This window comes from Streptomyces sp. NPDC020299 (assembly GCF_044387825.1).
Taxonomy (GTDB): Bacteria; Actinomycetota; Actinomycetes; order Streptomycetales; family Streptomycetaceae; genus Streptomyces.
In genome coordinates this window covers 87,140-109,032 of record NZ_JBIRWL010000003.1, presented here as the reverse complement: position 1 = coordinate 109,032, position 21,893 = coordinate 87,140, and the positions used below count along the sequence as shown (strand labels likewise).

The following is a 21,893-nucleotide window of genomic DNA, read 5'->3' as shown; positions in this document are numbered from 1 at the left end:
GGCAACGGCCGCCGATGCTGCCGTGGTGACGGCGCATCGGCGGCCATGAGTCGAACGCGAGCGTCCCGGACAGGAAGGCTCAGTCGGAGATGAGGCCGTCCCTGAGCTGGGCCAGGGTCCGGGTCAGCAGCCGGGAGACGTGCATCTGGGAGATGCCGACCTCCTCGCCGATCTGGGACTGGGTCATGTTGGCGAAGAAGCGCAGCATGATGATCTGCCGCTCCCGGGGCGGGAGCTTGGCCAGCAGCGGCTTCAGGGACTCCCGGTACTCCACGCCCTCCAGGGCGGTGTCCTCGTAGCCGAGCCGGTCGGCCAGGGAGCCCTCGCCGCCGTCGTCCTCGGGGGCGGGGGAGTCCAGCGAGGACGCCGTGTAGGCGTTGCCGACCGCCAGGCCGTCGACCACGTCCTCCTCGGACACGCCCAGGACGGCGGCGAGTTCGGGCACCGTCGGGGAGCGGTCCAGCTTCTGGGAGAGCTCGTCGCTGGCCTTGGTGAGGGCCAGCCGCAGCTCCTGGAGGCGGCGCGGCACGCGGACCGACCAGGAGGTGTCGCGGAAGAACCGCTTGATCTCGCCCACGACCGTCGGCATCGCGAAGGTCGGGAACTCCACGCCCCGCTCGCAGTCGAAGCGGTCGATCGCCTTGATCAGGCCGATCGTGCCGACCTGGACGATGTCCTCCATCGGTTCGTTGCGGCTGCGGAAGCGGGCCGCCGCGTACCGGACGAGGGGGAGGTTGAGTTCGATCAGCGTGTCCCGGACGTAGACACGCTCGGGGCTGTCCTGGTCGAGCGTGGCCAGCCGCAGGAACAGGGAGCGGGACAGGGTGCGGGTGTCGATGTCCGCCGAGGCGGGCAACGGCGGCAACGCCGGGGCGTCGGCGGCCGGAACGGCCGGGGCCGAAGCGGGCTCGAGGGGCGTGGCGTCGTCGAGGACGTCGATCGCATCGAGCTCCTTGGGTGCTGCCTCGCTCAGCGTGGGCGTGAGCACCTTCGAGCTGCCCTGTTCTGCGGACATGCCACCCCCTTTGGGTCGCGGGACGGTCGCGGCGGCGCTCCCACGAAGGAACGCAGCCCTCACCTGAATACCGGAGCCGGAGCCTCGGCAAACGCGCTTCCCGCAGAATGTCACATGTCGGCAACACGCTGTAGTGACTTGTCGACACACCGGAAGCGAATCGGCCCTGGAAAGAAGGGGTCTGACGGTTTTTCGGGGCACAACTGTCGGGAAGTGCCCCGGTGGGTGATTCGCTCGCGCCGGTTATGCCTCGATCCTGCTTGCGAGTCTTATCCGTGACACCCCGGATGAGCCCGTGCCCCACTCCAGTGCGCCCCTGCGCCCCTTCGTGCTCCGGCTTATGCCTCGATTCGGTTCGCGGAACGCAGTCGCTGGAAGCTGCGGGCGAGGAGGCGGGAGACATGCATCTGGGAGACGCCGAGTTCCGCGCTGATCTGAGACTGGGTGAGATTGCTGTAGTAGCGCAGGAGCAGAATTCGTTGTTCCCTCTCGGGGAGCTGGACCAGGAGGTGGCGTACGAGGTCGCGGTGCTCGACCCCGTCCAGGGCCGGGTCCTCGTAGCCGATGCGGTCGAGCAGTCCCGGCAGCCCGTCACCCTCCTGGGCCGCCTCCAGGGAGGTCGCGTGGTAGGAACGGCCGGCCTCGATGCAGGACAGCACCTCGTCCTCGTTGATACGCAGCCGCCCGGCGATCTCGGCGGTGGTGGGGGTGCGGCCCAGGGCGGTGGTCAGGTCCTCGGTCGCGCTGTTGACCTGTACCCACAGCTCGTGCAGCCGGCGCGGTACGTGGACGGTGCGCACGTTGTCCCGGAAGTATCGTTTGATCTCGCCGACGACCGTGGGCATCGCGAAGGTCGGGAACTGCACGCCCCGGTCCGGGTCGAAGCGGTCGATGGCGTTGATCAGGCCGATGGTGCCGACCTGGACCACGTCCTCCATGGGCTCGTTGCGGGAGCGGAAGCGGGCGGCCGCGTAGCGCACGAGCGGGAGGTTCGCCTCGATCAGCGCCCCGCGCACCCGGTCGTGCTCCGGGGTGCCCGGTGTGAGGTCCTTGAGCTCGGCGAAGAGCACCTGGGTGAGGGCGCGGGTGTCGGCACCGCGGCGCTTCTCGGGGGCGGGGGCGGGGGCCTCCTCCTGGGGTGGCGCAGTACTGGCCGACACGGTCAACGCCACCTCTTCATCGGTCAATCATCCGCCAAAAGCGGTCATAGCATCACAAGACATGTGCACTGTGCGCAAGCACCTCATAACGCCGTGTTGAACGTAATTCACCGCTAAAACCATCCATAAGAAGCATGGGGAAGAAGCCAGGAAGCAGCGCGGCCCCCGCCGGGACGGCGGGGGTCGAAGGGGCGCGTGGACCCGGGGGCTCAGAACTCGTAGTCGGCGATCACCCACGTGGCGAACTCCCGCCACAGGCCGACGCCGGCCTGGTGTGCCGGGTGCTCGGCGTAGCGGCGCAGCGCGTCCGGTTCGTCGAAGGCGGAGTTGATGGCGAAGTCGTACGCGATGGGCCGGTCGCTGGTGTTCCAGCCCAGCTCCCAGTGGCGGATCTCGGGGATCTCGCCGTCCAGGGCGCGGAAGGCCGCCTCGCCCGCCACGACCCGCGGATCGTCGCGCCCGACGCCCTCGTTGAGCTTGAACAGGACCAGGTGGCGGATCATGGGCTCCAGCTCTTTCCGCTAGCTCTTCGCCCCGTCGGCCACCCAGGTCATGAAGTCGCCTATGGCCTTGGCGGCGTCCGATATGCCCTCGAAGCCTATCTTGACGTAATCGGCCGCCTTGGCCGGGTCTGTGATGATCACGTACATCACGAAGACCACGAGCACGTACACGGCGATCTTCTTGGCGTTCACCGCCACCGCGGCCTCCCCCTGTCGCTGACTGGCCCGAGCGCTGTTGATAATCGCACAAAGGGCCCCATCCAATGGACGGGGCCCTTTTACGGCGGTAGCGGAGGGATTTGAACCCTCGGTGACTTGCGCCACACTCGCTTTCGAGGCGAGCTCCTTCGGCCGCTCGGACACGCTACCGAGGGAGACCTTACAGCACGGCGGGCCATGCTCTGAAATCCGTTTCGGGGTGCACCCGGAAGCGTGGGCTTCAGCGTTCCTCAGCGTTCCTCTGTGTTCCTCAGCGTTCCCGGAAGAAATCGGTGAGGAGCCGGGAGCAGTCGTCGGCCAGCACGCCGCCGACGACCTCGGGGCGGTGGTTGAGCCGCCGGTCGCGGACGAGGTCCCAGAGCGAACCGGCCGCGCCCGCCTTGTCGTCACGGGCGCCGTACACCACCCGGTCCACGCGGGACTGCACGAGCGCGCCCGCGCACATCGTGCAGGGCTCCAGCGTGACGACGAGCGTGCATCCGGTCAGCCGCCACTCGCCCAGCTTGGCGGCGGCCCGCCGGAGGGCGAGCAGCTCGGCGTGGGCCGTGGGGTCGCCGGTGGCCTCGCGCTCGTTGTGCCCGGTCGCGAGCACCGTCGTACCGTCCGTGGACAGCACGACGGCGCCGACGGGAACGTCCCCGCCCCGGACGGCCGTACGGGCCTCGTCCAGGGCGAGCCGCATCGCGGCCCGCCAGCGGTCGCGTACCGGGTCCGGTGTCCGCCCCCACGGCGTCCCGTCCGGGGCGGTCAGCGGACGGTCTCCAGCACCTCCGAGGCGCCCAGGGCCTCGGCGATCGTACTCAGCGCGTCGTCCGCGTCCAGGGCACGCAGCTTCTTCTCACCGATGCCCAGGTCGTCGAGGATCTCGCTGTCGCCCACCGGGCTGTGCGGCACCGCGTCGGCGGAGGTGCCGTCCTCGTCGTCATCGTCCTCGGACTCGCCGTCCTCGGTGCCGTCGAGGTCCAGGGCGTCCAGGTCGGGGCCGTCGGAGCCGGGCTCGCGGCCGAGCAGTTCGTCCGTGAGCAGCAGCTCGCCGTACGCACTGCGGGCGGCGGCGGCGGCGTCCGAGACGTAGATGCGAGGGTCGTCCTCGCCGTCCACGCGGACGACGCCGAACCAGGCGTCCTCCTGCTCGATCAGGACGAGCACCGTGTCGTCATCGGGATTGGCCTCCCGGGCCAGGTCGGCCAGATCGGACAGGGTTTCCACATCGTCGAGCTCTGTGTCGCTCGCTTCCCACCCGTCTTCGGTGCGCGCGAGCAGTGCGGCGAAGTACACCGTGACTCTCCCACTGGTCATAGGCGTGCCGGTTGGGGGTCCCCCCGGCGGAGGTTCTTGGGCGGGGAGAGCTCAGGCTCCGAGCCCCACCCACTCGGAATCGTGGCAGAAACAAGGCGTTCAGGGGACGTCTTCCGCTCCCTGTGTCTGGCAGTTCTGCTCGCACGGACGCGCGGAGGCCCCCGCGTGCCCGCGACCAGATCACCAGCGCACTCGTTGCCGCCACGTGCGGATCGTACGCGGCTTTTCCAGCAGTCCACGCACGGCGTTACCGGGAACACCCCGGGGAAGACGGATCTTCCTACCGGTCTTCCCGCCGACTGCCCAGGTCTTCCCACCGGTCTTCCTGAGTGTTCCTGCCGGTCTTCCTCCTGGCTACCAGCGGAACGTGCGCATGCGCATGGCGTGTCGGAGTCTGGCCACCTTCGCCCGGCGGGGCTGGACACGGTCGCGCAACTCCCGGGCCTCGGCGAGCTCGCGCAGGAACCGGGCCCGGCGGCGCCGGCGCTCGGCATCCGTCTCCGGCGGCGACACGCGCTGCCTCCCGGCGGTGTCCTCGGGCGTCTCGGATCGGTTCTCAGGCAGGTCAGGCACAGTCACACCACCCCAGTCCGTCCCTCCACGTTCCCCCGGACAGGCGGTTTGATGCCAGCGCGAGGTGCGGGTCGGCGCGGTTACTGTTATGGGCATGCGTCTCCACGTCGTCGACCACCCCCTGGTCGCCCACAAGCTCACCACGCTGCGCGACCAGCGCACCGACTCCCCGACCTTCCGCCGGCTGGCCGACGAACTGGTCACCCTGCTGGCCTACGAGGCCACGCGGGACGTGCGCACCGAAGCGGTCGACATCGAGACCCCGGTCGCCGCCACCACCGGTGTGAAACTCGCCCGCCCGCGCCCGCTGGTCGTGCCGATCCTGCGCGCCGGCCTCGGCATGCTGGACGGCATGGTGCGGCTGCTGCCGACCGCCGAGGTGGGCTTCCTGGGCATGATCCGCAACGAGGAGACCCTCCAGGCCTCCACGTACGCCTCGCGTATGCCGGAGGACCTCTCAGGCCGCCAGGTGTACGTCCTGGACCCGATGCTGGCCACCGGCGGCACGCTGGTCGCGGCGATCCAGGAGCTGATCAAGCGCGGTGCCGACGACGTGACCGCCGTGGTGCTGCTCGCCGCGCCCGAGGGCGTCGAGGTCATGGAGCGCGAGCTGGCGGGCACCCCGGTGACCGTGGTGACGGCGGCCGTCGACGACCACCTCAACGAGCACGGCTACATCGTCCCCGGCCTGGGAGACGCGGGCGACCGGCTGTACGGGGCGGCCGAGTAGGCCTCAGCAGTCCTTCTTCTTGACGGACGCCGGCGCGGGCGTGGTCAGTGCGGCCACGGCCTTGTCGGCGTCCGCCCGCTTGCTGAGGTCCTTGAAGCCGTTGCCGATGATCAGGTCGACGGTGTCGCCCTTGCGGGTGGCCTCGGTGCGCTGTTCGGCGCCGGCGAGCTGGGCGGCGACGACCGGCAGCGAGGTGTTCAGCGCCGAGGCGGGGCCGAGGAGCATCCCGGTGCCCTTGATCTTCTTGTCGTACTGCTTGCTCGCGTTGCCCACGTCGCCGATACGGAAGCCACGCTTCTTCAGCTCGTCCGCGGTGTGCTTGGCCAGGCCGGTGCGGGCCGTGGCGTTGTAGACGTTGACGGTGATCTTCCCGGGCTCCGGCAGCGCCTTGACGCGCGCGGCGGGGCTCACCTTCGTCGTGGCCGGGCAGTCCGCCTTGACGCCGGTCGCGGCGTCCTTGTCCCCGCCGCCGGTGAACACGTCGATGAGCTGGACGGTGCCCCAGCCGGCGACCCCGAGTGCGGTGACGCAGGCGACCGTCAGGAAGACGAGCCTGCCGGTCCGGCGGGGAGGGCGCATCCGCGGGTACTTGTCCCCCGTGATGCGGTACTGGCCGCCCATGCCGGGAGGAGTCAGCATGCTCATGAGCGCAGCGTAGTGCGCCCGGGCGGCGATTCCTACTAGATGATCATTCGACGCCGGTCAGCGGAACCCGAAAGGGTCAACTACACCCGAAAAGGCGAGTAGATCCGGGTGATCAGTCGAGTTCGAGCACGCGCGCGTGCAGGACCTGACGCTGCTGCAGTGCCGCGCGGACCGCGCGGTGCAAGCCGTCCTCCAGGTACAGATCGCCCTGCCACTTCACGACGTGCGCGAAGAGGTCGCCGTAGAAGGTCGAGTCCTCGGCGAGGAGGGTTTCCAGGTCGAGCTGGCCCTTGGTCGTCACGAGCTGATCGAGGCGGACCGGGCGCGGCGCGACGTCCGCCCACTGCCGGGTGCTTTCCCGGCCGTGGTCGGGGTACGGCCGGCCGTTTCCGATGCGCTTGAAGATCACACGGAAAGCCTACCGGTCCTGACGTTCCGGGCGCAGCCCAGGCGACGCAGTGCGACGCTGGAAAAGACGCCGTATTCCGGTCATACCGGGAACAGGGGGCTGTGATGAGTGACAGTGAGACCGTGCGGCCCGCCACCCCTTCCGAGGCCCCCGCCGGTGACCGGGCCCTTCCCGCCGAGGCTTTGCGGATCGCCTCCGGTTACGCCTTCCCGGGCCCGGCGCTCGACCTGGGCGCCCTGCTGTGGGACGGCGACTGTTTCCCGGACGCCCGGATCCGCGTCCCCCTGGCCATGCTGAACCGGCACGGCCTGGTGGCGGGCGCCACCGGCACCGGCAAGACCAGGACGCTCCAGCTGGTCGCCGAGCAGCTGTCGGCACAGGGCGTGCCGGTCTTCCTGGCGGACGTCAAGGGCGATCTGTCCGGGATCTCGGCGCCGGGCGTGTCGAACGACAAGGTCCGCTCCCGCTCCGCCGAGGTGCACCAGCGGTGGACGCCGACCGCCTTCCCGGCGGAGTACTTCGCCCTCGGCGGCCTCGGCCACGGCATCCCGGTGCGGGCCACGGTCACCGGCTTCGGCCCGGTGCTGCTGTCCAAGGTGCTGCAGCTCAACCGGACCCAGGAGCAGTGCCTGGGCCTGATCTTCCACTACGCCGACACCAAGGGCCTGGAACTGATCGACCTCAAGGACCTCAGGGCGGTCGTCGCCTTCCTCACCTCCGACGAGGGCAGGGCCGAACTGAAGGGCATCGGCGGGCTGTCCACCGCCACGGCCGGGGTGATCCTGCGCTCCCTGACCGCCTTCGAGGCGCGGGGCATGGCGGACTTCTTCGGGGAACCGGAGTTCGACACCGGGGAGTTCCTGCGCACGGCCGAGGACGGGCGGGGCGTCGTCTCCGTCCTCGAACTGGCCGCCGTGCAGGAGGAGCCGCGGCTGTTCTCCACCTTCCTCATGTGGCTGCTGGCCGATCTCTTCCACGACCTCCCGGAGGCCGGTGACGTCGACAAGCCGAAGCTGGTCTTCTTCTTCGACGAGGCGCATCTGCTGTTCGACGACGCCTCCAAGGCGTTCCTGGAGTCGATCACGCAGACCGTGCGTCTCATTCGCTCGAAAGGGATCGGCGTCTTCTTCGTCACCCAGACCCCGAAGGACGTGCCGTCCGACGTCCTCGGCCAGCTCGGCAACCGCGTCCAGCATGCGCTCAGGGCCTTCACCCCGGACGACCAGAAGGCCCTCAGGGCCACGGTGAAGACGTTCCCCGACTCCGCGTACGACCTGGAGGAGCTCCTCACCGGCCTCGGCACCGGGGAGGCCGTGGTGACCGTCCTCAGCGAGAAGGGCGCCCCGACTCCGGTGGCCGCCACCCGGTTGTGTGCGCCGCAGTCGTCGATGGGCCCGGTCGACGCGGCGGCCCTCGACGACGCGGTGCGGTCGTCCGCGCTCCATCAGCGTTATGCACAGGCTGTGGACCGTGAGTCGGCGTACGAGAGGCTCGCGGCGGGGCGGGGGAAGCAGTCCGCGAGTGCGCCCGTGAGTGCGCCTGCGAGTGCGCCTGCGAGTGCGCCTGCGAGTGCGCCTGCGAGGACTCCGGAAGAGGAGCCGTCCCTCGTGGAACAGGTCGTCGGGAGCGGTGTGTTCAAGTCCCTGGCCCGGTCGGTGGGCACCCAGATCGGCCGTGAGATCACCCGCTCCCTGTTCGGCACGGCACGGCGGAGGCGGTAGGCCCGCCCCCGCCGGTGCGTCAGCGGTCCCGGTGCTTCTCGGGCGGGACCTGCGGCTGGGGTTTCTTCACGTCCGGTCTGGCGGTGCTGCGTACGGCCTCGGCGCGCAGCAGGGCGCGCAGGACCGCGTAGGGGTCTGTGGGCATGCCGGTGTTCCTTGCGTCGTACTGGACTGGGCGGCTGACTGAGCGTTCGGGCGGGGCTCGTCAGCAGCGCAGGACCACGGAGCGCAGGGTGTGTGAGGTGTGCGGGGGCGGGGACGGAGGCGGGAGGGAGAGGCCCCGCGGGTGGCCGGGGGCCGGGTCGGGAAGCGGCGCGGGGCGCAGGGGTGTTCCGGCCCGCTGTACGGAGCAGGGGGGAGGGCGCAGGGCCGGCTCGAGGAGGTCGTACGCGACGGTTTCGTCCGATGACACGGACAGCCCGGGCGGCGTGGACGGCATCGGGGCGGCCTGTGTCTGCGTGCCCGGCACCGACAGCGCCAGCAGCAGCACGAGCACGCGCAGGGCTTGGTGCCCTGGGCGGTTCACACGGTGACCGGGATCTGCTTGGCCCGGCTCCGGATGCCGATCGAGGTGACGATCTCGACGATGCCGACGATCACCAGCCACCAGCCGGCGATGAGGGTGAGCAGGGCGACCGACCGGAAGGGCGAGACGATCAGCACGATACCGGCGACGAAGGTGACGATCCCGAGGAAGATCTGCCAGCCGCGGGCGGGCACGGTGCTGTCGTGGGCGGCGGCCAGGGTCTGGGTGATCCCGCGGATCAGCCAGCCGATGCCGATCCACAGGGCGAGCAGCAGGATCGACTGCATCGGCCCGCGGAAGCAGAACAGCCCCAGCAGGATCGACAGGGCGCCGCTGATGAAGGCCAGCACGCGCAGCGAGGCCGCCTTGTGCGTGCCGAACGCGGCGACCAGTTGGAAGACGCCGCTGATCAGCAGGTAGATGCCGAAGAGCACGCCGGCGGCGAGCAGGGAGGGGCCCGGCCAGACCAGCACCAGGATCCCCAGGATCAGCGACGCGATGCCGGTGACCAGGACGACCTGCCAGGCGGCGCGAGACAGGGCGTGCAACGGCCCCTCGAACGGCGGCTCCGGCTCGCGCCCGCCCGCGGCCCGGCCGGCCGTGTGCGCGTGCGCGGCCCGGTCGTCGAACTCCCGGCCCCAGGTCGGATCACTGCTCGGTGACTCGGTCATGCTCCATGCTCGGCCCGGCCTGGACGGCCCCGCCATCCGGACAGGGCCGCACGGATGAGCCCGGGCTTCCGGCGTGCTGCGGCGGGGCACCGCCTGCCCCGGCCATCCCCGGGCCGGGGCACGTTGCGGCCTGCGGCGCTGCGCTCGGCGCCGGGTTCTCGCCCCCGCCGCCCCTACCCTTCCCGACCTCCAGGGGCTCCACCCCTTCGACCCCGGCGGGGCTGTGCCCCTGGGCCTTCGCGGGGCTGTGCCCCTGCCCCCGCCGGGGGTTGCGCCCCTTCACCCCGTCATGGCTGCGCGTCAACCCGCCTGCCGGTTCGACCGGCCTGCCCCGACTGCCACGCCTGCCCAGGCCACCTTGGCCGACGCAGGAAAGCCTCCGAGTCCGGTGCCGGTCGGGCCGACCCGGCTGTGTCCGCTCGCCGCGTCGGCGAGGGCGCGGACGGCCGTCCCGGCTACTTGCCGGAGGCCTTCGCCGCTGCCTTCATCTCCTGTTTGTGGGCGCGGACCTTGGCCAGGGATTCCGGGCCGGTGATGTCGGCGACGGAGCGGAAGGACTTCGGCTCGCCGTAGGTGCCCGCGGCCTCGCGCCAGCCCTTGGGCCGTACGCCGAGTTGTTTGCCCAGGAGGGCCAGGAAGATCTGGGCCTTCTGCTTGCCGAAGCCAGGGAGCTCCTGGAGTCGCCGCAGGAGTTCCCGCCCGTCGTCGACGCCCTTCCAGACGAGCTCGGCGTTGCCGTCGTAGTGCTCGACGAGGTACTGGCACAGCTGCTGGATGCGCTTGGCCATGGAGCCGGGGTAGCGGTGCACGGCCGGCTTCTCCGAGAGCAGGGCCGCGAAGGCCTCCGGGTCCTGGGCCGCGATGTCGTGCGCGTCGAGGTCGTCGGCGCGCATGCGCCGGGCGATGGTCGACGGGCCCTTGAACGCCCACTCCATCGGGACCTGCTGGTCCAGCAGCATCCCGGTGAGCGCGGCGAGCGGGGACCGCCCGAGGAGCTCGTCGGCCTCGGGCTCCTGGGCGAGGTGCAGGGTGACGTCCATAAACCCGATCATCCCTTGAAGCGGGTCGTGGCGCCGCCCGCTCCGAGGGGGTGTCCGTCGTATGCCCGTCGTATCGCGTACGATCACGGCGGATTGTTAGGCAAGGCTTACCTTAAGGGAATGGGGGGTGTGGGGTGACCACCGGGACCTACCGCGACGCCTGGGGAATTCCGCACCTGCGCGCCGGCAGCGCACGCGAACTCGCCCGCGCCCAGGGTCGCGTCACCGCCCGCGACCGGGCCTGGCAGCTGGAGGTCGAGCGGCACCGGGCGCGGGGCACCTCGGCCTCGTTCCTCGGCGCGCAGGAACTCGCCTGGGACGTCTTCGTCAGACGGGCCCGCCTCGACGACACGGCCCGGCGCTGCTTCGCGGCCCTGGGGAAAGACGACCCCGAGACGGCGGACTGGCTGCGGGCGTACGTCGACGGTGTCAACGAAGGGCTGGCCGGTGCCGACGCACCGGAGTTCGCCCGCACCGGCCTCGCCCCCGGCCGCTGGGAGCCCTGGACCCCGCTCGGCGTCTGGCTGTCCACCCACATCCTCTTCGCGGGCTTCCCGGCCAAGCTCTGGCGCGAGCAGGCCGTACGGCACCTGGGCGAGGAGGCCGTCGGCCTGTTCGCCGCCGACGGCCCCGGCACCTCCGGCAGCAACGGCTGGCTGGTGGCCGGCGAGCGGACCACGACCGGCCAGGCCCTCATCGCGGGCGACCCGCACCGTTTCATCGAGGACCCGGGCGTCTACCAGCAGATCCACCTGTCCTGCCCGGAGTTCGACGTCGTCGGCCTCGCCGTCCCCGGTGTCCCCGGCATCGCCCACTTCGGCCACACCGGCACGGTCGCCTGGGCCATCACCAACGCGATGGCCGACTACCAGGACCTCTACCGGGAGCGGCTGCGACGCACCGGGGCGGGAGTGGAAGCACTCGGCGCCGACGGGGTCTGGCGCCGCGCCCACCGGCACACCGAGACGGTTCAGGTCGCCGGGGAGGCGCCGGTCGAGGTCGAGGTGATCGAGACGGAGCGCGGGCCGGTGATCGCCGGCGGCCCGGAGGGCCTCGACGGACACGACCCGGCCGCCGGTCTCCTCGGCACGCCCACCGCCCTCGCCCTGCGCTACCCGCCCCGGGTGACCGGGGACCTCGGCTTCAGCGCCCTCCTGCCCCTCCTGCGCGCCCGCCGGGTCGCCGACGTGGACCGCGCGCTGGACGCCTGGGCCGAGCCCGTCAACGTCGTACTGGCAGCCGACACCGAGGGCGGCCTGCTGCACCGGGTCGCGGGCAGCGTGCCGATCAGGGCGGAGGCCAACCGCGTCCGGCCGGTGCCCGCCTGGGAGCCCGGCCACGAGTGGCGGGGCCGGCAGGAGACGCCCCGCGCCGGGCTGACCGACGGCATCGCGGTGATGGCCAACCAGCGCGGCCCCGCGGCCCCGCTCGGCGTGGAGTTCGCCCCGCCGCACCGCGCCGACCGCATCACCGCCCTGCTGCGGGAGAGGGGGCGGTGGTCGGCCGGTGACATGCCCGCCATCCACATGGATACCTACCTCGCCTCCGCCGCACCCCTGCTGCACCACCTGGCGGTCCTGGACGGACTGTCCCCGGCCGCCGCCGCGCTGCGCGACCGCCTCCTCGCCTGGGACCGCCGTATGGACGCGGCCGGCACGGACGCGGCGGCCTACGCGGCGGTGCGCGGCGCGGTCGTACGCCGGCTCGCCGCCCACCCCGCGTTCGCCGCCCTCACCGAACCGCCCGCCTACCCCGAGGTCCTCCTCCCCTGGCTCGCCCTCCTCCCACGCATCGGCTTCGCCCTCGAACACCTGCTGACCGCCGAGGACCTGTACGGCATCGACCGTCCCGCCGCCGTCCGCGCGGCCGTCGAGGAGGTCGCCGCCGCGCGGCCCGCCGGCACCTGGGGCGACAGCCACCGCCTCGCCCCCTGGCGGGCGCTGCCGACGACGTCGTACGACGCGCCGGGGCTGTCCGGCGACCACGACTGCGTGCTGTGCACCTCCGCCGTGCCCGGCCTGACCGACCTGAGCGCGCGCGGCCCGGCCGCCCGGTACGTGTGGGACCTGGCCCGGCGCGAGGACAGCCGCTGGGTGGTCCCCTTCGGCGCCTCGGGCGTGCCCGGCTCGCCCCACCACCACGACCAGCAGCCCCGGTGGCTCGCCGGGGACCTCGTCCCCGTCGTCACCGACTTCGACCAGCTCACGAAGGAGCCCGAGGTGAGTTTGACGTCCGACCCGTACGCCGCCCGCGAGGCCGTCCACGAGCAGGTGATCGACGGCTTCGGCACCGTCCGCGTCCTGCCCCTGGACCCGCACGCCGACGCCGGGACGGTCCATGCCTGGGTGCGCGAGGAGCGGGCCGTCTTCTGGGGCATGACGGGCCTGACGCGGGACCAGGTCGCGGAGATCTACGCCCACATGGACACGCTCGACACCCACCACGCCTTCCTGGTCGTCAAGGACGGCGCCCCGGCCGGGCTCCTCCAGACGTACGAACCGGAGGCCGACCGGGTCGGCGAGTGCTATGACGTCCGTCCCGGCGACATCGGCCTCCACCTGCTGCTCGCGCCCGCGGGACCCGGCGGCGCGCGCCCCGGCTGGTCGTCCCACCTGCTGACCGCCGTCACCGCGTACGCCCTGCGCGACCCGGACCGGCGGCGGATCGTGGTCGACCCCGACGTGGCGAACGAGAAGGCGATCGCCCGCTTCCTCAAACAGGGCTTCGAGGCGGGCGAGGCGGTCGTACTGCCGGAGATCGACATCCCGGACGTGTACCTGCCTCAGAAGCGCGCCCAACTGGCCTTCCTGCGAAGGACGGTGGCCTTCCCGGACGACGGTGGCCGCTGAAGGACCGGTGAGGATCGCCCGTACCGCCGGGCCACCCGACGGGACGGCCAGGTATTGGCGCGCCCCACATGGTGAGCACATCAGTTGTCTGCCGCGTACATACAGGGAAGTACGCGAGTCCGAAGACGGAGCGGTGACGTGGGCGAAGTACGAGGACCGGACGCACGAGGCGGTGTCGCGCATGGCGGAAGGCGGCGAGTTCAAGGGCTGGTGCTGCTCGGCACCATGCTGGTCCTGCTCCTCCTCGGCGGAGCCGGCCCCGCCTCGGCGCACGCCGCCCTCCGCAGCACCAGCCCCGCCGACGGGACCGTCGTCAAGTCCGCTCCCCGGTACGTCACCCTGACCTTCACCGAGTCCGTCGCCCTGCTCGACGACTCCTTCCGGGTGTACGACCCCACCAACCACCGGGTCTCCACCGGCGAGGCCCAGCACGCCCCGGGCCGCTCCGACACCGCCCGGTTCACCCTGCCCGCCAAGATCGGCAAGGGCACCTTCACCGTGGCCTGGCGGGTCATCTCGGCCGACAGCCATCCGGTGTCCGGCGCCTTCACCTTCTCCGTCGGCAAGGCCTCCCCGACCACCGCCCGGATCGACACCGGGCAGACCGAGGACCCCGCCACCGGCAGCCTCTACAAGATCGGGCGGTACGTGGCGTACCTGGCCGCGGCCCTGCTCATCGGCACGCTGTCGTTCGCCGCGATCTGCCGCCCACCCGACTTCACCCCGCTGCGCAAGGCCGTCAGGACCGGCTGGTGGGCGCTGGCCGGTGCCACCGTCGTCCTGCTGGTGCTGCGCGCCCCGTACGAGGAGGGCACCTCACCGGCGACCGCCTTCGACCTGTCCGCGCTGGCCCGCACCGCGACCGGCCGCCCGGGCCTGCTGCTGCTCACCCGGCTGGCCCTGCTGCTCGTCGCGGGCACCCTTCTGCTGTTCCTGCGCCGCCGGGCCACCCCGCCCGGCCGCCCCGTCCTCGCCGCCGGCGCCGTACTGGCCGTCGGCCTCGCCCTGACCTGGGCGGCCGCCGAACACGCATCGGCCGGCCTCCAGGTGCCCGTGGCGATCACCTCCTCCGTGCTGCACCTGCTGGCGATGGCGGTGTGGCTCGGCGGACTGACCGCGCTGCTCACCCTCCTCAGCCGGGCGGCCGGACCCGTCACCGTGCCGGCGGCCACGGTGACCCGCTTCTCCCGTCTGGCCTTCGCCTCGATGACCGTCCTGGTCTTCACCGGCATCTACCAGTCCTGGCGCGGCCTCGGCTCCTGGCAGGCGCTCGCCGACACCTCGTACGGCCGGCTCCTGGTCGTCAAACTGGCCGCGGTGACGGTGCTGTTGCTGATGGCGGCCGTTTCGCGGCAGTGGACGGCACGGCTGGCGTCGGTCGAGGTGAGCGCGGCCGTACGGGAACGGGTGCCGGAGCCGGTCGGGGCGCGGCCGGCCCTGCCGGAGGCGGAGTCGGCGGCGGAGCCGGACATGGAGTCGGACGCCGAGCCCGCCACGGAGCCGGGTGACGAGTCCTCCAGGCCCACCCGGCCCACCCGGCCCTCCGCGCCCACCCCGCCCTCCGCGCTCGACGTCCACCGGGCCCTGCGCCGCTCGGCCCTGGCCGAAGTGGGCGTCGCCGTCGCCGTGCTGGGGATCACCACGGTCCTCACGGGCACCCTGCCCGCCCGGGCGGAGGCCGCGGCCGCGGCGGACGGCTCGGCGCCGGACGTCGGTATCGCGACCGCCTCCGTCACCACGGTCCCCTTCGACGTCGGCCCGGGCCGCCAGGGCAAGGTGCAGGTCACCCTCGACCCCGGCAGGGTCGGCCGCAACTCCGTCGAGGCGGTGGTCTACGGCGCCGACGGCGGCCTGTCCACCGTCCCCGAACTCCGCGTCTCCCTCACCCTGCCCGCCCAGAAGATCGGCCCGCTCGACGCCAAGGTCACCAATCGCGGCGGCTACTGGGGCACCGACTCCCTCAACGTGCCCATCCCCGGCACCTGGACGATGAAGGTGACGGTACGGGTGTCGGACCTGGACCAGGTGACCGTGTCGAAGACGGTACGGATCACACGTTAGGACAGCCCCTGGGGGCGGCCACGGCCGGCCGCCCGGCGCCGCCCCGGCTCACAGGGCGGAGTCGGCGGGGTCGCCGAACTGTTCGAGGAGGACGTCCACCGGGGTGTGCTCCGCCATCCCGGACGATCCGCCGTGGACGTCCTGTTCCGCCCAGATGACCTTGCCGCGGGCGGTGTACCGCGTCCCCCAGCGTTGCGCGAACTGGGCCACCAGGAACAGTCCCCGCCCGCCCTCGTCGGTGGTCGCCGCCCGCCGCAGCCGGGGCGAGGTGCTGCTGCCGTCCGACACCTCGCAGATCAGGCAGCGCCCGTACAGCAGCCGCACCCGGGCCGGCGGTGATCCGTACCGGATCGCGTTCGTGACCAGCTCGCTAAGGATCAGCTCCGTCGTGTACCCGGTCTCCTCCAGCCCCCACTCCCGCAGCCTCCGCCGGCACTCGCCCCGCACCGAGGGCACCACCGCCGGGTCCTGCGGCACGTCCCACTCGGCCACGCGGGAGGCCGGGAACAGCCGGGTGCGGGCCGCCAGCAGCGCGATGTCGTCGCTGCGGCGGGCCGGCTTCAGCGCGTCGATCACCGCCTGGCAGGTCTCCTCCGGGGCGCGTCCCCCGCCGCCGCCCAACGCGTGGCGCAGCCTCGCCAGCCCGATGTCGATGTCGCGGCCGCGGTCCTCCACCAGGCCGTTGGTGTACAGCACCAGCTGGGAACCCTCCGGCAGGTGCAGTTCGGCGGTCTCGAAGGGGTAGCCGCACAGACCGAGCGGGGCCGAGGCCGGCACCCCGGGACAGACGACCGTACCGTCGGGACGCACCACCACCGGGTCGGGATGCCCCGCCCGGCCCACCGCGCACGTCCCCGACACCGGGTCGTAGATCGCGTACAGGCAGGTCGCCCCCGACACCCCCTCCCCCTCGAGGCCCTCCGCGCCGGTGCCCTCCTCGTTGTCCATGCGGACGACCAGCTCGTCCAGGTTCCCGAGCACCTCGTCCACCGGCAGGTCCAGCGCGGCGAAGTTGTGCACCGCCGTACGCAGCCGCCCCATCGTCGCCGCCGCGCGCAGCCCCCGGCCGACCACATCGCCCATCACCAGTGCCACGCGCGCACCCGGCAGCGGAATGACGTCGAACCAGTCCCCGCCCACCCCCTCCTCGGCCGGCAGATACCGCCAGGCCACCTCCAGCGCGTCCTGCTCCGGCTGCCCCCGGGGCAGCAGACTGCGCTGCAGCGTCACCGCCATCGTGTGCTCCCGGGCGAACCTGCGGGCGTTGTCGATGGCCACCGCCGCCCGCGCGGCCAGCTCCTCCGCGAACGACAGATCGTCCGGTTCAAAGGCCGAGGAGTCCGCCGTCCGGTAGAAGTTCGCCACGCCCAGCGACACGCCCCGCGCCCGCAGTGGCACGGTCACCAGCGAACGCAGACCGCTCCGCAGCGCCTCGCGGACCCGGTCCGGGTCCTGCTCCCGCCAGCCGGACGCCTGCCGCAGATCCGTCTCCAGCACGCCCCGGCCCTCCCGCAGTGTCCGCATCTGCGGGGTCGCGACCGAGAACGTGATCACTTCGCCCAGCTCGTACACCGGTATCGTCCGGCGATCGCCGCCGATCGCCACCCGCCGCAGATGCCGCCACCCCTCGGCCGTCGGCTCCCAGCCGCGCAGTACCGTGTCCAGCAGCTCCACCGTGACGAGGTCGGCGAACCGTGGCACCGCCACCTGCGCCAGCTCCCGGGCCGTACGCTCCACGTCCAGCGTCGTCCCGATCCCCACCCCCGCCTCGTACAGCAGGTTCAGCCGCTCCCGCGCGACCTCGGCCCGGCCGGTGACCGCCGCCAGCTCCGTGGTGTCCCGCAGGGTCACCACGCTGCCGCCCGGACCCGCGCGCGGGAACGTGGGCCGCTTGTTGACCGCCACCAGCCGGTCGCCCACGAAGAACACCTCGTCGGTGACCGTCTCCGGCGCCGTCAGCAGACGCTCGAGCGGCACCGGCAGCCCCAGCTCCGCCACCTGCCGCCCCTGTGCCTCCGGCGGCAGTCCCAGCAGCCGCGCAGCCTCGTCGTTGGCCAGCACCAGGCGCCCGTCGGCGTCGGTGATCAGCACGCCTTCGCGCACCGCGTGCAGCACCGCCTCATGGTGGTCGTACATCCCCGCCAGCTCGGCGGGAGCCAGCCCGCGCGTCTGCCGCAGCAGGCTCCGGGCCACCATGGTCGTCCCGGCCCCCGCCAGCGCCAGCGCGACCGCACCGGCGCCGAGGGCGATCGGCACCTGCGGTATCCACATCCGCAGTACGTTCTTGACCGTGAGCCCGGCGGACACCAGTCCCACGACCCTGCCGCGCGCGTCGGTCACCGGCACGATCGCCTGCACGGCCGTCCCACGGCCCGCCGGCAGGGGCGGCCCACCGGCCTGTTCGACGACGGTACGTCCGTGCAGCGCGGGCTCGATGTTCCCGACGAACTTCTTCCCGATCTCCCGCGGATAGGGGTACGTGTACCGGATCCCCCGCGTGTTCAGGACGACCACGAAGTCCACGCCCGCCCGCTTCCGCGCCTCCTCGGCCCGCGGCTGGAGCACCACGGACGGATGAGGACCGCGCAGCGCCTGCACCATGCCGGGCGCACTCGCGAACGACTGGGCCGCGACGACCGACTCCCGCCGCCCTTGCGCCACCGCGTCCCGCGCCGCCTGCAGCACCACGGCCACCACCGCGGCCACCACCAGCAGCACCACGATCCCGACCTCGAGCAGGAAGACCCGTCCGGCCATGGTCCGCGGATCGAACAGCGAGACACGCCGCTGACGCGACCCGCCGACACCCACCGGCCCGGTAGGGCTCCGAGCATGCCCGGAAAATACCCTCATGCACCCTTCATAACACCGGCACGCGCCCCTCACCGGGCGACTGCCCAACCGAAACCGGACGGGTTTCACCCGCGAGGGGTGAGGCCGCCGGCCCGGCGGCGCCCGACGCTTGGCCTGCGCGGTCGCGACGGGGCCTGCCCGGGCCCGGACGTGCGTCATCGCCCAGGAGGTCTCGTGAACCGTTACCCGCCCATCGCGGAGCACGGCATGGTCGGCGATCTGCAGACCGCGGCCCTCGTGTCGTCCGGCGGCACGATCGACTGGTGGTGCACGCCCCGCTTCGACTCGCCCAGCGTCTTCGCCTCGCTGCTGGACAGTGAGCGGGGAGGCCACTGCCATCTGGCCGCGGAGCTCCCGGACGGCGACGGAATGACGGTCCGGCAGCTGTACCTGCCGGACACGGCCATCCTGGTCACCCGCTTCATGGCGCCCGGCGGTGTCGGCGAGACCGCCGACTTCATGACACCCGTCGACTCCACCCAGCCCACGGACCGGCACCGCCTGATCAGGGTCGCCCGGGTCGTCAGGGGCAGTCTGCCCTTCACCCTCACGTGCCGCCCGCGCTTCGACTACGGACGTGCCCCGCACACGCTCACGCGGCACGACGACCACGGGGCGGTCTTCCACGGACCGGGCACCGACCTGCACCTCCAGTCCACCACCGGTGTCCCGCTCCGCCCGGACGACGACGACATCACCGCCCGCTTCACCCTCTCGGCCGGCGAGGCGGCCGCCGTCGTGCTGACGAGCACGGTGAGCGGCGGCTCCGTCCCGCCCCCGCCCTCCCTCGACGGCATCGCCGAGGAAGTGGAGGCGTGCCGCGGCTTCTGGCTGTCCTGGCTGCGCTCGTGCACGTACCGGGGCCGCTGGCAGGACATCGTGAACCGCTCGGCGATCACGCTCAAACTGCTCACGTACGCCCCCACGGGAGCGCCGATCGCCGCGGCCACCATGGGACTGCCCGAGCAGGTCGGCGGCGAGCGCAACTGGGACTACCGGTACACCTGGGTCCGCGACGCCGCACTCTCCGTCAGGGCTCTGACCGACCTCGGTTTCGAGTCCGAGGCGCAGGCCTTCCGCCGCTGGCTCCGCGACCGTATCGAGGCCGGAGGCACCGCCTCGGGTGACCCGTTGCAGATCATGTACCGCGTCGACGGCGACCCGCACCTGACCGAGGAGACCCTCGACCACCTGGAGGGCTACCTGGGCTCACGTCCGGTGCGGGCGGGCAACGCGGCGGCCGGCCAGCTCCAGCTCGACATCTACGGAGAGGCCGCCGACGCCCTGGTCCTGGGCGGCGACATGGGCGCGATCCGCGGCTGGAAGGCGCTGCGCGGTGTCCTGGACTGGCTCGCCGATCACTGGGACCGGCCCGACGAGGGCATCTGGGAGACCCGTGGCGGCCGGCAGAACTTCACCTACAGCCGGCTGATGACCTGGGTGGCGTTCGACCGCGGCATCCACGCGGCCGTCGAGTTCTCCCGGCCGGCCGACGTCGAGCGCTGGACCGAGGTCAGGGACAAGGTGTTCGACCAGATCGTCGAGCACGGATGGCACGAGAAGCGGCAGGCCTTCGTGCAGCACTACGACACCGACGTGCTCGACGCCTCGCTGCTCCTGATGCCCCGGGTCGGTTTCCTCTCCCCGCGCGACCCGGACTGGCTCAGCACGCTCGACGCCATGGAGGAGGAGTTGGTCAGCGACAGCCTGGTCTACCGGTACGACCCCACGGCGTCTCCGGACGGCCTGAGGGGTTCCGAGGGCACCTTCAACCTGTGCAGCTTCTTCCACGTCGAGGCGCTGGCCCGCACCGGCCGGCTGAACCAGGCCCGGCACGCCTTCGACAAGATGCTCACCTACGCCAACCACGTCGGCCTGTTCGCCGAGGAGATCGGGCCGTCGGGGGAGCAACTGGGCAACTTCCCGCAGGCGTTCACGCATCTCTCGCTCGTCGTCGCGGCGATGGCGCTGGACGAGGAGCTGGGGAAGGCGGAGGCCGGCCCGGGAACCGTCGACGACGGGCATCCGGCCACCTACGGCCTGCGGGCGCCCGCCGAGGGCGGAGGCGGAGGCGGGGGCGGGGGCGGTACAGGTGGCTGAACCGGTCGGCGCGCGGTCGCCAGGAGAGGCGTCGGGACGGGCTTCAGGCGGGCAGGGCCGGGTTCTCGCCGCGCTGGCGCTCGCGCAGTTCATCTGCAGCTTCGCCGGTTCCAACATGAACGTGATGATCAACGACATCAGCAGGGACCTGGACACCACGGTCCAGGGCGTGCAGGTGGCCATCACGGTGTTCCTGCTGGTCATGGCCGCGCTGATGATCCCGGGCGGCAAACTGACCGACCGCCACGGCCGCAAGCGCTGCTTCCTGACCGGTCTCGTCGTCTACGCGGTCGGCGCCCTGCTCAGCGCCGCCGCACCCGGGCTCGGTGTGCTGATCCTCGGGAACTCGATCCTCGAAGGCATCGGCACCGCCCTGCTCATCCCGCCCGTCTACATCCTCACGACCCTGCTCTACCCGGACGTCACCTCCCGGGCCCGCGCGTTCGGGATCATCATGGCGCTGGGCGGTGTCGGGGCCGCCGCCGGACCGCTGATCGGCGGACTCATCACCACGGCGATCAGCTGGCGCGCGGCCTTCGTGTTCCAGGCCCTCGTCATCGCCGTGATCGTCTGGCTCAGCCGGCACATCGACGATCCCCTGCCGCCGGACCCGACCCGTTCCTTCGACACCGGCGGGGCGGTACTCTCCGCCGCCGGACTCGTCCTCGTCGTGATGGGCATCCTGGCCGCCGACAACAACGTCTGGCTGATGATCGGCCTGCTGGTCCTCGGGGCCCTCGTACTGATGTGGTTCTTCCACTGGGTACGCGCCAGGGAACAGTCCGGCAGGGAGCCCCTGCTGTCGCTCGGCCTGTTCCGCAACCGCACGTCCAACCTCGGGCTCGTCACCCAGAACGTCCAGTGGCTGCTGCTGATGGGCTCCTCGTTCACGGTGGCGGCCTACCTCCAGGTCGTACGCCACTACGACGCCATCCAGACCGGGGTCATCTTCACCGCGGCCACGCTCGGACTGCTGGCCTCTTCCCTGTCCGCCGAACGCCTCGCCGAGCGGCGCCCCCAGCGCACGCTCATCATGACCGGCTTCCTCGTGTCCGTGGCCGGCGTCGCGGTGCTCATCGCCCTGGCCGGCAGCTTCACCACCGCCTGGGCCTTCGTCCCCGGCCTCCTCCTGCTCGGGCTCGGCCTCGGCGTGATGCTCACCCCGTCGGTCAACGTCGTCCAGTCGAGCTTCCCCGAGGAGCAGCAGGGCGAGATCTCCGGCCTGTCCCGCAGCGTCTCCAACCTCGGCTCCTCGTTCGGCACGGCGATCGCCGGCACCATCCTGGTCTCCGGCCTCACCAGCGGCGCCTACGCGGCCGCCATGATCACCCTGGCGGTCATCGGCCTCGGCGGCCTCGGCGCTGCGGCCCTCCTCCCGCGCCCCGCGCGGCGGCCGCAGACGCACCGGAGGGCCGGACCGCTGCCCCGGGGCGTGAACCCGTAGCCCTACGGATCAGGGTGTTCCGGTTGGGTACCATCGCGGGGTGAACACGTACTGGCACGTCGTGCTGCCGCCTCT

Annotated in this window: 20 protein-coding genes and 1 tRNA gene; 6 read left to right on the top strand and 15 right to left on the bottom strand. The window is 72.0% G+C overall.

Annotation, left to right across the window (positions count from 1 at the left end; translation table 11 throughout):
* Positions 1 to 79 precede the first annotated feature (79 nt).
* The 8 genes from ACH45E_RS08350 to ACH45E_RS08315 all read right to left on the bottom strand — a co-directional run bounded on the left by ACH45E_RS08350 (position 80) and on the right by ACH45E_RS08315 (position 4,760).
* On the bottom strand, positions 80 to 1,015 hold the full coding sequence (locus tag ACH45E_RS08350; RefSeq protein WP_361441741.1) for an RNA polymerase sigma factor SigF: 936 nt from the start codon (positions 1,013 to 1,015) through the stop codon (positions 80 to 82).
* A 338-nt stretch (positions 1,016 to 1,353) separates the two neighbouring features.
* The gene (locus ACH45E_RS08345) at positions 1,354 to 2,181 is read right to left on the bottom strand and encodes an RNA polymerase sigma factor SigF (protein ID WP_361442590.1); all 828 of its coding nucleotides are present in this window, start codon (positions 2,179 to 2,181) and stop codon (positions 1,354 to 1,356) included.
* A 203-nt stretch (positions 2,182 to 2,384) separates the two neighbouring features.
* Positions 2,385 to 2,678, bottom strand: coding sequence for a Dabb family protein (locus ACH45E_RS08340; protein ID WP_361441738.1), 294 nt, complete (start codon positions 2,676 to 2,678; stop codon positions 2,385 to 2,387).
* Between the two features lie 18 nt (positions 2,679 to 2,696).
* Positions 2,697 to 2,876: a hypothetical protein gene (locus tag ACH45E_RS08335; protein ID WP_361441735.1), complete on the bottom strand. Its 180-nt coding sequence runs from the start codon at positions 2,874 to 2,876 to the stop codon at positions 2,697 to 2,699.
* A gap of 86 nt (positions 2,877 to 2,962) precedes the next feature.
* Positions 2,963 to 3,047, bottom strand: a tRNA-Ser gene (locus tag ACH45E_RS08330).
* A 100-nt stretch (positions 3,048 to 3,147) separates the two neighbouring features.
* A complete protein-coding gene (tadA, locus tag ACH45E_RS08325; RefSeq protein ID WP_361441732.1) occupies positions 3,148 to 3,579 on the bottom strand; it encodes a tRNA adenosine(34) deaminase TadA in 432 nt (143 codons plus the stop codon).
* Positions 3,580 to 3,644: 65 nt separating this feature from the next.
* Positions 3,645 to 4,175 (bottom strand): hypothetical protein, encoded by a 531-nt coding sequence (locus tag ACH45E_RS08320; RefSeq protein ID WP_361442587.1) that lies wholly within the window; start codon positions 4,173 to 4,175, stop codon positions 3,645 to 3,647.
* Between the two features lie 375 nt (positions 4,176 to 4,550).
* A complete protein-coding gene (locus ACH45E_RS08315; RefSeq protein WP_399040463.1) occupies positions 4,551 to 4,760 on the bottom strand; it encodes a hypothetical protein in 210 nt (69 codons plus the stop codon).
* A gap of 103 nt (positions 4,761 to 4,863) precedes the next feature.
* Here ACH45E_RS08315 and upp point away from each other — a divergent pair, with 103 nt between their 5' ends.
* The gene (upp, locus tag ACH45E_RS08310; RefSeq protein ID WP_361441729.1) at positions 4,864 to 5,499 is read left to right on the top strand and encodes a uracil phosphoribosyltransferase; all 636 of its coding nucleotides are present in this window, start codon (positions 4,864 to 4,866) and stop codon (positions 5,497 to 5,499) included.
* A gap of 3 nt (positions 5,500 to 5,502) precedes the next feature.
* On the opposite strand, the gene ACH45E_RS08305 is transcribed toward upp, so the two are convergent.
* Entirely contained in the window at positions 5,503 to 6,144 is a 642-nt protein-coding gene (locus tag ACH45E_RS08305) for a LytR C-terminal domain-containing protein (protein ID WP_361441726.1), read from the bottom strand.
* Positions 6,145 to 6,256: 112 nt separating this feature from the next.
* Positions 6,257 to 6,553, bottom strand: a complete 297-nt coding sequence (locus ACH45E_RS08300; RefSeq protein ID WP_003999914.1) for a type II toxin-antitoxin system VapB family antitoxin — start codon at positions 6,551 to 6,553, stop codon at positions 6,257 to 6,259.
* Between the two features lie 104 nt (positions 6,554 to 6,657).
* Here ACH45E_RS08300 and ACH45E_RS08295 point away from each other — a divergent pair, with 104 nt between their 5' ends.
* The gene (locus tag ACH45E_RS08295; RefSeq protein ID WP_361441723.1) at positions 6,658 to 8,274 is read left to right on the top strand and encodes a helicase HerA-like domain-containing protein; all 1,617 of its coding nucleotides are present in this window, start codon (positions 6,658 to 6,660) and stop codon (positions 8,272 to 8,274) included.
* Positions 8,275 to 8,293: 19 nt separating this feature from the next.
* Here ACH45E_RS08295 and ACH45E_RS08290 read toward each other — a convergent pair whose 3' ends face one another.
* The 4 genes from ACH45E_RS08290 to ACH45E_RS08275 all read right to left on the bottom strand — a co-directional run bounded on the left by ACH45E_RS08290 (position 8,294) and on the right by ACH45E_RS08275 (position 10,511).
* Positions 8,294 to 8,419: a hypothetical protein gene (locus tag ACH45E_RS08290; RefSeq protein WP_361441720.1), complete on the bottom strand. Its 126-nt coding sequence runs from the start codon at positions 8,417 to 8,419 to the stop codon at positions 8,294 to 8,296.
* Between the two features lie 60 nt (positions 8,420 to 8,479).
* Entirely contained in the window at positions 8,480 to 8,800 is a 321-nt protein-coding gene (locus ACH45E_RS08285) for a hypothetical protein (RefSeq protein WP_361441718.1), read from the bottom strand.
* Positions 8,797 to 9,471 carry an HdeD family acid-resistance protein gene (locus ACH45E_RS08280; RefSeq protein WP_361441715.1) on the bottom strand — a complete coding sequence of 225 codons (675 nt, stop codon included), beginning with the start codon at positions 9,469 to 9,471 and terminating at the stop codon, positions 8,797 to 8,799. The genes ACH45E_RS08285 and ACH45E_RS08280 overlap by 4 nt, the downstream gene beginning before the upstream one ends.
* 455 nt (positions 9,472 to 9,926) lie before the next feature.
* Entirely contained in the window at positions 9,927 to 10,511 is a 585-nt protein-coding gene (locus ACH45E_RS08275; RefSeq protein ID WP_361441712.1) for an HhH-GPD-type base excision DNA repair protein, read from the bottom strand.
* A gap of 134 nt (positions 10,512 to 10,645) precedes the next feature.
* On the opposite strand from ACH45E_RS08275, the gene ACH45E_RS08270 reads away from it, so the two are divergent.
* Both ACH45E_RS08270 and ACH45E_RS08265 read left to right on the top strand, forming a co-directional pair.
* On the top strand, positions 10,646 to 13,360 hold the full coding sequence (locus ACH45E_RS08270; protein ID WP_361441709.1) for a GNAT family N-acetyltransferase: 2,715 nt from the start codon (positions 10,646 to 10,648) through the stop codon (positions 13,358 to 13,360).
* Positions 13,361 to 13,570: 210 nt separating this feature from the next.
* The gene (locus tag ACH45E_RS08265) at positions 13,571 to 15,421 is read left to right on the top strand and encodes a copper resistance protein CopC (RefSeq protein WP_361442584.1); all 1,851 of its coding nucleotides are present in this window, start codon (positions 13,571 to 13,573) and stop codon (positions 15,419 to 15,421) included.
* A gap of 48 nt (positions 15,422 to 15,469) precedes the next feature.
* Here ACH45E_RS08265 and ACH45E_RS08260 read toward each other — a convergent pair whose 3' ends face one another.
* Positions 15,470 to 18,178 (bottom strand): SpoIIE family protein phosphatase, encoded by a 2,709-nt coding sequence (locus ACH45E_RS08260; RefSeq protein WP_361441706.1) that lies wholly within the window; start codon positions 18,176 to 18,178, stop codon positions 15,470 to 15,472.
* Between the two features lie 270 nt (positions 18,179 to 18,448).
* On the opposite strand from ACH45E_RS08260, the gene ACH45E_RS08255 reads away from it, so the two are divergent.
* The gene (locus ACH45E_RS08255; protein WP_361441703.1) at positions 18,449 to 20,374 is read left to right on the top strand and encodes a glycoside hydrolase family 15 protein; all 1,926 of its coding nucleotides are present in this window, start codon (positions 18,449 to 18,451) and stop codon (positions 20,372 to 20,374) included.
* A complete protein-coding gene (locus ACH45E_RS08250) occupies positions 20,367 to 21,818 on the top strand; it encodes an MFS transporter (RefSeq protein WP_399040254.1) in 1,452 nt (483 codons plus the stop codon). Before ACH45E_RS08255 ends, ACH45E_RS08250 begins: the two co-directional genes overlap by 8 nt.
* Positions 21,819 to 21,893 lie beyond the last annotated feature (75 nt).

Excerpts from the sequence above, each read along its gene's own strand:
- ACH45E_RS08295 (WP_361441723.1), top strand. The coding sequence starts at position 6,658 with ATGAGTGACAGTGAGACCGTGCGGCCCGCCACCCCTTCCGAGGCCCCC.
- ACH45E_RS08340 (WP_361441738.1), bottom strand. The coding sequence starts at position 2,678 with ATGATCCGCCACCTGGTCCTGTTCAAGCTCAACGAGGGCGTCGGGCGC.
- ACH45E_RS08350 (WP_361441741.1), bottom strand. The coding sequence starts at position 1,015 with ATGTCCGCAGAACAGGGCAGCTCGAAGGTGCTCACGCCCACGCTGAGC.
- ACH45E_RS08305 (WP_361441726.1), bottom strand. The coding sequence starts at position 6,144 with ATGAGCATGCTGACTCCTCCCGGCATGGGCGGCCAGTACCGCATCACG.
- upp (WP_361441729.1), top strand. The coding sequence starts at position 4,864 with ATGCGTCTCCACGTCGTCGACCACCCCCTGGTCGCCCACAAGCTCACC.
- ACH45E_RS08260 (WP_361441706.1), bottom strand. The coding sequence starts at position 18,178 with ATGGCCGGACGGGTCTTCCTGCTCGAGGTCGGGATCGTGGTGCTGCTG.
- ACH45E_RS08280 (WP_361441715.1), bottom strand. The coding sequence starts at position 9,471 with ATGACCGAGTCACCGAGCAGTGATCCGACCTGGGGCCGGGAGTTCGAC.
- ACH45E_RS08275 (WP_361441712.1), bottom strand. The coding sequence starts at position 10,511 with ATGGACGTCACCCTGCACCTCGCCCAGGAGCCCGAGGCCGACGAGCTC.
- ACH45E_RS08290 (WP_361441720.1), bottom strand. The coding sequence starts at position 8,419 with ATGCCCACAGACCCCTACGCGGTCCTGCGCGCCCTGCTGCGCGCCGAG.
- tadA (WP_361441732.1), bottom strand. The coding sequence starts at position 3,579 with ATGCGGCTCGCCCTGGACGAGGCCCGTACGGCCGTCCGGGGCGGGGAC.